Source organism: Listeria fleischmannii subsp. fleischmannii LU2006-1 (assembly GCF_000344175.1).
GTDB classification, from domain to species: domain Bacteria; phylum Bacillota; class Bacilli; order Lactobacillales; family Listeriaceae; genus Listeria; species Listeria fleischmannii.
Window position 1 is genome coordinate 1 of record NZ_ALWW01000063.1, and the last position, 13,493, is coordinate 13,493.

The 13,493-nt window shown below is 38.9% G+C and carries 12 protein-coding genes and 2 pseudogenes; 2 read left to right on the forward strand and 12 right to left on the reverse strand.

Annotated features, from left to right (window positions below):
• Together LFLEISCH_RS16560 and argH are read left to right on the forward strand one after the other, a co-directional pair.
• Positions 1–108 (forward strand): annotated as a pseudogene (locus tag LFLEISCH_RS16560) (hypothetical protein); the annotation flags it as partial.
• Positions 109–121: 13 nt separating this feature from the next.
• A complete protein-coding gene (gene argH, locus LFLEISCH_RS13530) occupies positions 122–1,513 on the forward strand; it encodes an argininosuccinate lyase (RefSeq protein WP_007477630.1) in 1,392 nt (463 codons plus the stop codon).
• A 482-nt stretch (positions 1,514–1,995) separates the two neighbouring features.
• Here the strand turns inward: argH and LFLEISCH_RS13535 are convergent, their stop codons facing one another.
• The 12 genes and pseudogenes from LFLEISCH_RS13535 to LFLEISCH_RS13590 form a co-directional block, all read right to left on the reverse strand.
• Entirely contained in the window at positions 1,996–2,925 is a 930-nt protein-coding gene (locus tag LFLEISCH_RS13535) for a nitronate monooxygenase (protein ID WP_007477633.1), read from the reverse strand.
• A gap of 63 nt (positions 2,926–2,988) precedes the next feature.
• Complete coding sequence (locus tag LFLEISCH_RS13540; protein ID WP_007477635.1) at positions 2,989–3,864, reverse strand: ROK family protein; 876 nt, start codon at positions 3,862–3,864, stop codon at positions 2,989–2,991.
• Between the two features lie 134 nt (positions 3,865–3,998).
• Entirely contained in the window at positions 3,999–4,541 is a 543-nt protein-coding gene (locus LFLEISCH_RS13545) for an HD domain-containing protein (RefSeq protein WP_007477636.1), read from the reverse strand.
• Positions 4,542–4,600: 59 nt separating this feature from the next.
• Complete coding sequence (locus tag LFLEISCH_RS13550) at positions 4,601–5,302, reverse strand: carbonic anhydrase family protein (protein ID WP_007477638.1); 702 nt, start codon at positions 5,300–5,302, stop codon at positions 4,601–4,603.
• A 225-nt stretch (positions 5,303–5,527) separates the two neighbouring features.
• Positions 5,528–6,601: an ABC transporter substrate-binding protein gene (locus LFLEISCH_RS13555; protein ID WP_007477640.1), complete on the reverse strand. Its 1,074-nt coding sequence runs from the start codon at positions 6,599–6,601 to the stop codon at positions 5,528–5,530.
• Positions 6,598–7,404 (reverse strand): ABC transporter permease, encoded by an 807-nt coding sequence (locus tag LFLEISCH_RS13560; RefSeq protein ID WP_007477641.1) that lies wholly within the window; start codon positions 7,402–7,404, stop codon positions 6,598–6,600. Before LFLEISCH_RS13560 ends, LFLEISCH_RS13555 begins: the two co-directional genes overlap by 4 nt.
• Positions 7,401–8,210 carry an ABC transporter permease gene (locus LFLEISCH_RS13565; RefSeq protein WP_007477643.1) on the reverse strand — a complete coding sequence of 270 codons (810 nt, stop codon included), beginning with the start codon at positions 8,208–8,210 and terminating at the stop codon, positions 7,401–7,403. Before LFLEISCH_RS13565 ends, LFLEISCH_RS13560 begins: the two co-directional genes overlap by 4 nt.
• On the reverse strand, positions 8,211–9,305 hold the full coding sequence (locus tag LFLEISCH_RS13570; protein ID WP_007477645.1) for an ABC transporter ATP-binding protein: 1,095 nt from the start codon (positions 9,303–9,305) through the stop codon (positions 8,211–8,213). It lies immediately after the preceding gene.
• 14 nt (positions 9,306–9,319) lie between these two features.
• A complete protein-coding gene (locus LFLEISCH_RS13575) occupies positions 9,320–9,862 on the reverse strand; it encodes a helix-turn-helix domain-containing protein (RefSeq protein ID WP_007477647.1) in 543 nt (180 codons plus the stop codon).
• Positions 9,863–10,056: 194 nt separating this feature from the next.
• Positions 10,057–10,617 carry an LOG family protein gene (locus tag LFLEISCH_RS13580; protein WP_007477649.1) on the reverse strand — a complete coding sequence of 187 codons (561 nt, stop codon included), beginning with the start codon at positions 10,615–10,617 and terminating at the stop codon, positions 10,057–10,059.
• Between the two features lie 12 nt (positions 10,618–10,629).
• Positions 10,630–12,669, reverse strand: coding sequence for a Na+/H+ antiporter (locus tag LFLEISCH_RS13585; RefSeq protein WP_007477651.1), 2,040 nt, complete (start codon positions 12,667–12,669; stop codon positions 10,630–10,632).
• Positions 12,670–12,754: 85 nt separating this feature from the next.
• Positions 12,755–13,398, reverse strand: a pseudogene (locus tag LFLEISCH_RS13590) (GTP pyrophosphokinase).
• Positions 13,399–13,493 lie beyond the last annotated feature (95 nt).

Here is a 13,493-nt window from a genome sequence, read left to right on the forward strand (position 1 = left end):
CGGCAGACACTTTTGATCAGGAGGCAGCAGTTGGCTTTATTAAGCTTTTTCGGTCTGCCAACAAAAGTAAATGTGACTGAAATAAAATGCACAAAAAAAGGCGATTAGCGAGGTGTAAATTATGGAAAAACTATGGGGCGGCCGTTTTGAAGGCGTTAGTGAAGACTGGATTGATGCGTTTGGTGCCTCGATTCCATTTGACCAAAAATTGGCTAGTGATGATATTACAGGTAGCCTGGCGCATGTCAAAATGCTTTCTAAAACAGGCATCGTATCCGAACAAGATGCAGCCACAATTATTTCAGGTTTGGAGACGCTTCAAGCCAAATTGCAAAAGGGAGAATTATCCTTCACCATTCAAAACGAGGACATCCATTTAAATATCGAAAAGCTCCTGCATGATGAAATTGGAGCGGTGGCGGGCAAGCTTCATACGGCTAGAAGTCGCAATGATCAAGTGGCCACAGATATGCATTTATATTTAAAACGCGCGGTAAAAGATATTTTAAAGGCGCTAAAAGACTTAAAACTCGTGTTAATCCAAAAAGCAGAAGAACATGTGGAGACGATTATGCCTGGTTATACGCATTTGCAACATGCGCAGCCGATTTCGTTCGCCCATCACCTGCTCGCCTACTATAATATGTTCTCGCGAGATGCGCTTCGATTTGAGGAAAACTTAGTGCGTATTGACTTCTCACCGCTTGGGGCAGCTGCGCTTGCAGGGACAACTTTCCCAATTGATCGCCAGTATAGCGCGGAATTGTTAGGTTTAAAGCAGGTGTATGAGAATAGCTTGGATGCTGTAAGTGACCGCGACTATATTATTGAATTTTTAAGCCATTCCTCCATTTTAATGATGCACTTATCTCGTTTTTGTGAAGAACTCATTTTATGGACGAGCCATGAATTTCAATTTATTCTGCTAACCGATGCCTTTTCAACCGGCAGTTCTATCATGCCCCAAAAGAAAAACCCTGACATGGCAGAGCTAATTCGGGGGAAAACGGGTCGTGTCTACGGTCATTTATTTTCCTTATTAACCGTTATGAAAGGACTTCCCCTCGCCTATAATAAGGACTTTCAAGAAGATAAGGAAGGCATGTTTGATACTGTCGAAACGGTAAGCAAGTGTTTAGCCATTTTTACAGGTATGATTGATACGATGAAAGTGAATCAACAGACGATGCAAAAGGCGACAGAAAAAGATTTCTCAAACGCAACTGAACTTGCCGATTATTTAGCCAAAAAAGGAGTTCCTTTTAGAGAAGCTCACGAAATTGTTGGAAAACTCGTTTTAACTTGCACAAAAAACGGGATTTTCCTACAAGATATTCCACTTCAAGACTTGAGAGAGGTTTCACCACTCATTGAAGCTGATATTTATGACTGCTTAGCTTCTAAAACTGCTGTCAAAAGGCGCACGTCATTTGGCGGAACAGGCTTTGATCCCGTTTTTCAAGCGATTCAAAATGCCAAGAAGCAAGAATCCCTTTTTCAACATAAAAGCTAGTGAATATGTGAAATTCCCTACTTTTTCACATATTCGTCATAAAAATTTCGCCAAACACTTTATTTTTACAGGTTAACACTTTGTTTTTATTTTATTCATGTTATTCTATTTTTAATACCTGTCCTTCTTCCTAGGCCCCATGCAAGGAGAAGGAGTGGACAACCATAGAAAGTCAAAATAGCGGTATAGTAATACTTTTGCAACACTTAAAAAAAAGAAGGCTGACAAAATTTGAAATACAAACTTTTAGACCTCAGCCTCTCCGCAAATATTCCGAGGATTATTTGCTTGAGTTACTTGAGTTACTTACCCAGTACCATTTTATTTTAGTTGCGCATGAAAAGAATGGAAATGCAAGTTATCATCTTACTAAAAGGGGACACTACTTACTAAGTAAAACGCTAAGCAAATAAAGTGGCCTTCGTGGGGCCACATCACCTTCTATTTCTATAATAAAAAGCTAGGGATTATTTCCCTAGCTTTTATTCTACTGATAACTGTTTAGAAACACGTTTTGCCTCTTCCATCATTTCTGTAATAAGTGCTTCACACGATTTAATTTCGGTGATCATGCCTGTAATTTGGCCGGCCATGATGGAGCCGTTTTCCGTATCGCCTTCTAAAACAGCTTTCCTCAGAGAGCCTAACGTCAGCGCTTCAAGCGTATCACGGTCGACATTTTCATCCTCTAAACGCAAATACTCTTTAATCATTTTGTTTTTAATCGAACGCACAGGCGCGCCCGCTTTTCTTCCCGTGACCGTCGTATCACGATCACTTGCCTTTAACATCGCAGCCTTGAAATTAGGATGTACTGGACATTCTTCTGTTGCTAAAAAGCGGGTCCCAATTTGAACGCCTTGTGCGCCTAGCGCAAAACAAGCCGCAATCCCCCGCCCGTCTGCAACACCACCGGCCCCGACAACGGGGATACTGACAGCATCCACAATTTGCGGTAATAAAGCCATAGTTGTTGTTTCACCGACATGACCGCCTGCTTCCGTTCCTTCAGCAATCACAATATCCGCGCCTAGTTTTTCCATTCTTTTTGCAATCATCACAGAAGGCACAACTGGCATCACGATAATACCTGCTTCTTTCCAAATTGGCATAAAGCTTTTTGGTGTACCAGCGCCCGTTGTAATGATTTTGACACCTTCTTCAATTAAAACATCCGTGAGTTCCTTAATATTTTCCATCATGAGCATTAAATTAACGCCAAATGGCTTATCCGTGAGCGCCTTCGTTTTACGAATTTCAGCCCGCAAATCATCTGCACTCATTCCGCCAGATGCAATGATACCCAAACCTCCGGCGTTCGATACGGCAGAAACAAGCGGCGTTTTTGCAATTTGCGCCATCGCTCCTTGAATAATCGGGTATTTAATCCCAAGTAAAGTTGTAATTGACATGGTAATCCTCCAAATGTGTGTTTTCTCACATTATACCAAACTCCATTTTAAAAATACAACTCGTCATTGTTCTTTTTCATATGTTTGAACTGCTAAAATAACGCATCCTGTAATGCCTGCATCATCTTCTAACATAGGTGGCACAATATATTCATCAAGTGGTGGTAGCTTAACATATTGATTCATCAAACCTTTTAATTTTTGGCGAATTAAAGGGAAAAGTTGGCGTTGTTTCATGACACCGCCACCTAAAACGATTCTTTCCGGGGAAAGGGTTAAGGTGTAGTTCATGACCGCCTGCGCTAAATAATGCGCTTCTAGGTTCCAGACTTCTTCGTTGTCAGCGAGCAATGCGCTTTTCTTCCCAAAGCGTTTTTCAATAGCCCCGCCAGCAGCTAGTCCCTCCAAACAGTCATCATGAGAGGGACAATTCCCTGTAAACCGGTCATGTTTGTGGCGTTTCACCATGATATGCCCCATTTCCGGATGAGAAAATCCTTCTAAAATTTCGCCACGAACGACAGCGCCCCCACCGATTCCGGTTCCAATTGTCACATAAATACAACTTTCGAGTCCCTTTGCCGCGCCAAGTTTTACTTCCCCAAGTGCAGCGGCATTGACATCTGTTGTGAAGCCCATCGGCACATTAAATTCATTTTTTAGCGCGCCTACGATGTTGTAATTCCGCCAAGCAAGCTTCGGTGTATGTGTAATATAGCCGTATGTTTTACTGTCTTTGCGGATATCAATTGGGCCAAATGAGCCGATTCCAATTGCTTTTAAATCGCTTTCATATTGTTTAAAAAACTGAATAACTTGTTGCATTGTTTCTGCCGGTTCCGTTGTTTTGTACGTCTCGCGTTTTATGATGTTTCCTTTTTCATCTCCGACCGCCACAACAAATTTCGTACCACCCGCTTCAATTGCTCCATAAACCATCATTCATTTCCTCCTATGTAAAACGTTTTCATTTTTATCTTACCGTATTTTTATAAAAACACAAGGTTATTTTTAGAAAATTATCTTTTTTAATTCTTTATACCTAAAAAATCAGACTTTTTTATTCAAAAAAATTATTTTCGGAAAACCGTTCGGACCAAACGATCATATTGAGCAAAAAACAAAGGCGCAGTGTCTTTTGAAATGCCTTCATACATGACACTAGCAACACTTGAATAATACCATTTTTGTTCTTTATAGCCGCGTTTAAAATACGTCCACGCACGTTCACCTTCAGAACTAAGTGCATATTTAATCGACGTTAGGTTATCAAGTTTATCGGCTACAATTAGGGCTTTCACATCTAGGTCGCCTGTTTTGACAGTTTGTATGGTGTGACTCTTCCTATTTTCCCAAGAAAGTGATTTATCCTCTGTATGGGCGGCAACAAGACGGGCGACTTCTTTGCCAAACTCACGCTCGATGTCCGCATTTGTTAAATCCGTATCTTCAACGGCATCATGAAGAATCCCTGCTACAATCACATACTCGGGCATATTAGCTTCACGTAAAATACGCGCCACATTTAGTGGGTGCGAAAAATATTTTTCGCCTGTAATTTTACGTTTTTGTCCTCTATGGGCTTCTCTAGCAATTTGAACGGCTTTTTCATACATCTGTCATCATCCTTATTTTGTAATAAATAAGACGCGAGCAAAGGCTGCGTCTTATCTTTCTATTTATGGAACGTAATTTTACGTCCATTTAATTCTTGAATAGGACGGTTTGTTCCGCCAATAACTTTTTCAAGTGCTTTATGCGCCACATGACCGAAAACACGTCTGTTTTTCAGTACAATCCATGTAATACCTTCTACTGTTGGTGGCGTTGTAAGTGAACCTTCATATGAGAAAAACGCTTTTTCTTCTGGTAAAAAGTCATCCACATTTAGGGTTAATTCACGTTCAATACCGAAATCTTTAAATACCTCTGGAAAAGCACGGCGCACATTCGTTAAATCGATGGAAATATTTGTACCGACTTCCATAAAGGCGCCGATAACTAATTTTTCCCCGCGCGCATTTTCATGAACAAAATGCCATTCAATTGGGTAACTTTCCCCGTCTAAATGATGCTCACTTGGCATATGTGCATGAAATGCCTGAAGTGTGTACTTATCATCGCGGAAAGTAACATATTGATCCTTTTCATGCGGAAAAAGGTGAACCGAATTTTCAACACGTTTCATTGTGAAATTTGTTTCTGTATAGTGAAAATCTATTGGGCTTCCATCAATATTTTTAACATCATCTGTTTGAATATCTACGGGTGATTGTTTTTCTCCAGTTTGTGCAATTTCAAAATCGGAACAAATATGTCCCCAATTTTCAGGTCCTTTATCGCCTTTGTATGACCAATTTATCTCATAAGCTGGCATAATATCCCCCATTTCTAATGAACTTATAAATATTGTAGCAAAAAAGATTATCTGTTTACAATTCACATGCTCGAAAAAAAGATTAAATTTTTCACAGAAAAGCCGCTAATATTTGCTTGATGCTCATTTACCTTAATGGTTAACTTTTTTTGATTTGAAGGAAATAAACGAATTATCGCATAAAAAGCCTTATTCGCTCGTATAAATCGAATAAGGCTTTTAAAATTACTTCCGGTACATCTTAAATTCCAAAAATAGTTCATTGTAATGCGACAACATGCGCTTGCCGAGGTTGTCGTAAACCTCTAAATTGTCAAGTTCATTCATATCTGGGTAAAAACGCTTATCTTGCGAGATTTCTTTCGGCAAAAGTTTAATGGCTGCCTTGTTTGGCGTCGCATAGCCGACATATTCCGCGTTGATTGCGGCGTTTTCCGGTTTTAACATGAAGTTGATAAATTGATGTGCGCCATCTACATTTTTAGCAGTTTTCGGGATGACCATGTTATCAAACCACAAATTGGAGCCTTCTTTTGGAATCACATAATCTAAATCTGCATTTTCACTTAGCATTTCAGATGCCTCACCGGAAAAAGTCACCGCAACACCTGCTTCATTGTCCGCCATTAAAAGCTTGATTTCATCCCCAACAATGGCTTTCACATTTGGCGTCATTTTTTTCAACTTCAAAAGTGCCTCTTCTAAATGCTTTTCATTTGTATCGTTTAATGAATATCCAAGGCTGTTTAAACCAAGTCCCATAACTTCACGTGCTCCGTCAATGAGTAAAATTTGATTTTCTAAGTCTTTATCCCAAAGCGAATCCCAATTATTAAAATTTTTATCTGGGAACATCTTTTTATTGTAAATAATGCCTAATGTGCCCCAAAAATATGGCATGGAGTACTCATTATTTTCATCAAAAGAAAGGTTCATAAATCGCTTATCTAAATATTTTTCATTGGGTAGCTTCGTATGATCAAGTGGAATGAGCAAGTTTTCGTCTTTCATTTTATTAATTGCATAATCACTTGGGACCGCAATATCAAACGTTGTACCGCCCTGTTCAATTTTGGTCATCATGGCTTCATTGGAATCAAACGTTTGGTAGATAACTTTTATACCTGATTCTTTTTCAAACTTTTTGATTAAAGCCGGGTCAATGTAGTCTCCCCAGTTATAAATCGTTAGCGTGTTACCGCCTGAATAACCTTCTGAGCGGTTCATCGTTGTCGCTAAAATCATCATGCCAAATGCGACAAGGAGAACTGGAATAAAAATTTTAAGGAGTGCCTTCATTCTTTTGTCGCCCCCGATCGAATTCCTTTATTTCCATTTCGGCGATTAATGAAATAATAACCGATAACAAGCAAAATGGTGAAGAGGAATATGAGCGTTGAGAGTGCGTTAATTGACAAGGAAATCCCCTGACGCGCACGCGAATAAATTTCGACTGATAAGGTTGAGAAGCCATTCCCTGTGACGAAAAAGGTGACGGCGAAATCATCGAGTGAATACGTTAAGGCCATAAAAAATCCGGCAAGTACGCCTGGCGCAATATAGGGCAAAATCACTTTCGACAAGACATTCCACTGACTGGCGCCTAAATCGCGAGCGGCATCGATGAGCGTTGGACTCATTTCTTGTAGTTTCGGCAAGACCATCAAAACGACAATCGGAATACTGAACGCAATATGCGATACTAACACCGAAATAAAGCCAAGTTTAATCCCTAGTATTGTAAAGAAAATTAAAAAGCTAGCACCAATAATAACGTCAGGACTCACAATGAGGACATTATTTAAACTTAACAGAGAGTTTTTGCCAAAAGGCCTTGGCATAAATTTAATAGCGAGAGCGCCACAAACTCCGATTGCTGTAGCGATGACAGACGAGAGTAGGGCAATGACAAAAGTGTTTAAAACGATGATGAGTAAGCGCGTGTCACTAAATACTTCTTTATAATAGCCAAGTGTAAAGCCTTTAAAGCCGTGCATCGTCCCGCCTGAGTTAAACGAGTAAAACATTAGATAGAAAATCGGGGCATAGAGTAAAATAAAGACGATAATGAGATAAATATTGCCGTAATTTCGCTTTTTCATTTGCGGGCACCTCGTTTCCTTTTTGTGCCTGTTAAGAACATAATTAAAATCATGGCGATGATTAAAAAGACGCCAATTGTAGAGCCCATTCCCCAGTCTTGTGTGACGAGAAAATGTTCTTCAATCGCAGTTCCAAGTGTAATGACGCGGTTTCCGGCGATAAGTCGTGTAATCATAAAGAGGGATAACGCCGGGATAAAGACCGCTTGACAGCCTGATTTTACACCGTCTGCTGTTAGAGGAAAAATCACGCGCCGAAATGTTATAAAACTGGATGCGCCTAAGTCTTTTGATGCTTGGATGAGCGATGGGTTAATTTCTTCTAAGGCATTAAAAATGGGCAAAATCATAAATGGAATAAAAATATAAGTCGATACGAAAAGAAAACTAAAATCGGTAAACAAAATTTGTTTTTGGCCGATGCCAATTAGTTCTAAAAATTGATTGGCTGCGCCATATGTGCCGAAAATCCCTATAAACGCATAGGCTTTCAGCAGCAAGTTAATCCATGTTGGTAAAATAATTAAAAGTAGCCACAATTGTTTATGTTTGAGTTTTGTGAGCAAATAAGCTGTCGGATAAGAAATTAGAAGGGTAAAAACGGTAATTAAAAAGGCGTACCAGAAAGAACTTAGCGTCATTTTCATATAAACGGGTGTAAAAAAATGAACGTAATTGCCAAACGTAAAGTTGCCATCCACATCGAAAAAGGAGTAATAGACGATAAGGAGGATGGGCGCGATGACGAATAGGACAATCCAGAGAATATAAGGGACGAGATACATATTTCTAGCGCGTTTAGTCATTTATTCTACCTCGTCATAGCTCTCTAGGCGTTTGTCGAATTCAGCTTCTGTTTCTCCTAGGCGCATGACATGAATGGCTTCTGCATCAAAGGTTAAGCCTATTTCATCGCCAATTTTAGCTTTTTTCGTCGTGTGCACAAGCCATTCATTTCCGTCTACATCCACACAACCCATTTCATAATGGACACCCCTAAAGAGAAGCCAGTCTACTTTTACACGAAGTTGGCCTTTATCAGCCGCTGTAATTTCCAAGTCTTCTGGACGAATGACAATTTCCACTGTTTCATTTGGATTAAAGCCTTGGTCAACGCACTCAAAATGGCGCCCTACAAATTCGACTTCAAAATCTTGAATCATTTTCCCGGAGACGATATTGGATTCACCAATAAAATCTGCGACGAAACGATTGATGGGTTCATCGTAAATATCAATAGGCGTGCCGCTTTGCTGAATCTCACCTTTATTTAAAACAAAGATTTCATCACTCATGGCAAGCGCCTCTTCTTGGTCATGTGTCACGAAAATAAACGTAATCCCAAGTCGGCGTTGTAAATCCCGCAGTTCATATTGCATTTCAGTACGCAGTTTTAAATCAAGCGCGGAAAGTGGTTCATCGAGTAGAATCACTTCTGGTTCATTCACAATGGCGCGCGCAATAGCCACACGTTGGCGTTGTCCCCCGCTCATTTCGCTAATTTCACGTTTTTCATAACCCGACAGATTAACAAAGCGAAGGGCTTCTTTTACCTTTTCATCAATGACTTTTTTAGCAAGCTTTTTGATTCTAAGGCCAAATGCAACATTTTCATACACATTTAAATGCGGAAAAAGAGCATAGTCTTGGAAAACCGTATTAACGGGACGTTTATTCGCAGGAATCGCATTGATTTTCTTTTCATTTAAATAAATATCGCCTGCAGAAGCTTCTAAAAAACCTGCAATAAGGCGCAAAATTGTTGTTTTTCCGCAACCGGACGGACCGAGAAGCGTATAAAATTTCCCTTTTTCTATTTCAAAACTGACGTTGTCTAAAACGGGTGCATCGTCATCAAATTGTTTGGTTACATTTTCAAATCGAATAATAGTATCTTGCACGTGTCTTTCCTCCCTTACAAATATGAATCTGTAGCTACTAGGATGAGTGTCGCTCTTTCTTTGTTGTTGTTTATAATTTGATGTTCATCTTGAGCGTGAAAATATATTGTTTCATGTTGTTTAGCCTCATACGCTTTTTTCCCTAACATAACAGTCACTGAGCCTTCTAATACGTAGGCAAATGTCTCGGAAAGTGATGGTTCAAATTGTTTAAAACAGCTTTCGGCTTCGATTTGTAGCAACACTGGTTCCATTTCTTTTTCATTTGACTCTGGAACAAGCCACTCAATTCGGTAGCCTTTTTCTGTATCTTCATAAAAGGTTCGTTCTTCTTCTCCGTAGATCACCTTTTGTTGTCTTTCTTCTTCATCAAAAAAGTCTTTTGGCGTGGAGCCTAATACTTCAAGAATAGCAAAAAGCGTTTCGATGGACGGTGAACTTAAATCCCGTTCAAGTTGCGAAATATAGCCCTTTGAAAGATCTGTTCGCTCGCCTAGTTCTTCTTGTGTTAAATTTTTACTTAATCGCAAGTTTTTAATCCGATTTCCTATGTCCATCCTCGTCTTTCCTTTCATGAAGTTTAGTAATTCTAAACTCTAAAGCACACTTGTTTAGTAAAATTAAACTTTAGGTTTAGTAACAGCAAGGCTCATTATACAACAAAGCATTTTGAACTTCAATAGCTTTTTAAAATTAAAAATCCCCTTTGAAAGTTAATGAAAAATCTAACTCTCAAAAAGGATTTCGTCGTTTAATATTGTCGAATACTTGCGGCCTTATAATTAGAAATAAAGGTTTCAATTTCTGCAAAATTATCGCTAAATAAAATGTTAGCCCGATCTTCTAACGATAAAAAGCCATCTTCGACCATTTTGTCATAAAACAATTGCACTAAATGGTAGTAGCCTCCGGCGTTAAAAAAGATACACGGATTTTGGTGCTCACCAACGCGCCCCCAAGAAATCACTTCTGAAATTTCTTCAAGTGTCCCTGGCCCGCCTGGAAGAGCAATATACACATTCGCTAATTGCATCATCTTCTTTTTACGTTCATGCATATCTTGTGTGATGATGAGATCTGTTAGTTTATCATGTGCGATTTCGCGGTCTACTAAAAATTGCGGCATCACACCGTAAACTTCTCCCCGAGCATCTAAAACTGTATCGGATACGATGCCCATCAAACCAACTTTTCCGCCGCCATATACGAGGTTATGTCCTGAATCAACTATCCACTGTCCTAATTTTTTGGCGCTTTTCGCATACTCATCTTTTTCTCCAACACTTGCACCGCAATAAACTGCAATATTCAACATTATCTCTCCTTACGCCATTTCTTCTTCAATCGTATAGGTTTCAAGCATGTTCAGATTTTGTCTTAAATCACGGGCCAAATCACGAGAAATGCTTCCACTTTCAAACATCGATTGAATATTATCTCTCTCCATTTGAATACCCATAAGTTCAATTTCACGAACTTTTTGGTTGGATTTAGGGCGATCACTTGGACGCATCCGCTCCTCCCCTATCCTATCCAGAAACATCTTGTGTTCTGTAATTAGCGGGCCAATTAAATCAGCATTTTCTTCATTAATTTGTGATTTCAGCCGTCGAATAATTAGTTTTTCATTTTCCTCACGTAAAAAACGAATTTCCGCAAACGCTGCTTTTTGTTTTTCAGTAGCATTTTCGACTTTTAATTGGGCATTTTTAAATTTCTTCGGATGTAGTAAAAGTTTTAACGCTCGTCTTGCAAACATGAAAAAGGTTTTAATTCGCGCAAGAAATTTTTGTTTTAATGCGGATTCCATCATTCCAAGGAAACTTTCATAACGATACACGGTATTCGCACTAATTTGATCTGCGTCGCGTAATTTTTGCATATTTTCGCGTTCCCAACCAATAATCTCAAGCCGTTTCGCTTTTTCATCAGCCGACATTTTATGCCCCGAATTCCCTTGTTGAAGATCATGAATCCGTCCTCGGTACTGCTGCATGACTTGCTCCGTCGCCGCTTTATTCTCAGGCGTTATTTGCTCATGCAACCCTCGAATAACATTACGCAAAATCTTAATTTTCACCGCACGCTCAAGCCTGATATTCCCCACATCCGCTTCATTCGAACGCGCCAAAATCGGCAAAATAAACGTCGCAATTAAAAGCGAACAAAGAATCACACCCGAAGCAATAAAAATAATCAAATCTCTTTGCGGGAAAAGCGCGCCATTATCTAAGAAAAAGGGAATCGATAAAGCAGTCGCAAGCGTCACAGCCCCCCGAACCCCAGAAAGACTTGTCAAAATAGCCGTTCTAAAAGCAGGTTTTTGTTTCGTCTTATTATTTTTTCTAAAGTGATCGAACTGCCAAAAACCAAATACCCAAATAAAACGCAGTAAAATAAGGGCTGCCGTAATGAGCAAGATATAAATCGTCACTTGCGTATTACTAATACCAGAATCATGCCAAACGACTTCCGCAATCGATGGTAATTGTGTACCTAGAATTAAAAAGACAAGTCCATTTAAAACGAAAACAATAACAGACCATGTACTTTTTGATACAACGTTTAGTTTTACTTGTTGCGGATCCATTTTCTTTCCTTCAACTGCATGAACAACACCAGCAGCAACCACTGCCAAAATTCCGGAAACATGAAGTTCTTCTGCTGCTAAGTAAATTAAAAACGGGGTCAAAATTTGGATGAGCATATGAAATGTAACATCTTCCATTCCTAAACCTCGGACCCATTTTAAAAATTGGAATTTCAAAAAACTAAGTATTAGACCTACTAATACACCGCCAATCGCAATAACAAGAAAACTCCAAGATGCGTTTAATAAACTAAACGTCCCCGTAACCATAGCGGCGATAGCGAATTGGAAGGAAACAAGGCCTGATGCATCATTAATTAAAGCTTCCCCTTCCAATAAATTCATAATTCGTTTTGGCAAATGAATCCTTCCAGAAAGTGATCCAACTGCAACTGCATCTGTTGGTGCCAGTGATGCTGCTAAGGCAAATGCTGCTGCAAGTGGAATAGACGGAATCATCCAATTAACAAAATAGCCAATAATCAGTACTGTGGCAAAAACTAAACCTAGGGCCAGTAGCAAAATCGGTGTCCGAAGTCGCCAAAGTGCCTTCTTATCCGTTCTTTTTCCATCGTTAAAAAGAAGAGGTGCAATAAACATAACTAAAAACAATTCCGGATTAAGCTTTAGTTCTGCGCCAATCGGTAAGAGAGCGATTAATATACCAAGCCCGATTTGAATAAGTGGAACCGAAACAAATGGTATAAACCGGTTTAGTAAGTTGGATATAAAGATAGCCACAAGCAATAGTAATACAAATAAAAACATCTCCAATTTACTTCTCCTCCTTCAAAATTATTATGCACGAAAACCTAAAAACGCGCAAATAATTAACTAAGTTAATTATTTGCGCGTTGAACTAATTTTCTTCTTGTTCGAATTTATATTTTTCAATTTCATCATTTAAATTCTTCATTTTATCATCTAATTCCGTTACAATTTTAGCCGCATCCCGCAACTCATTTACTAATCGTTCCGGCGCTTCTTGTTTATATTTATAATAAATCTTATGTTCTAAACTAGCCCAAAAATCCATCGCAACCGTTCGAATTTGAATCTCTACCACAATTTTTTCCACTCGATTTGTCAAAAAAATAGGAACTTCACAAAGTAAATGTAAACTTCTATAGCCATTTGGCTTCGGATATGTAACATAATCCTTAATGCGAAGAATCTTTAAGTCACTTTGATTTTCAAGCATTTCTTTGATTTTAAAAATATCAGATACAAAAGAGCAGCTCACGCGTATTCCTGAAATGTCATGAACATATTTGCGTGCATTTTCCGGCGTAATATCCACTTGTTTCTTTTCTAATTTCGCCCCAATACTTTCAAAAGATTTTACACGCGATTTTATATGTTCCATCGGATTATAATCATGTAAAAATTGAAATTCCTCATTTAAAATTTTAAGTTTCGTATTAACTTCCTCTAGTGCAAACCGATGCATTAACATGAGTCGCGCCACTCTTTTAGTTCATTTACTGAAGGTTGTTGTTCCACCACATAGTCTCCTCTCAACAACTCTCTACCCTCTATGTTACTATATTTTTAGAGGAAAGTAGTGTCAAAAATGTAAAAAAACTTATATAATTCTA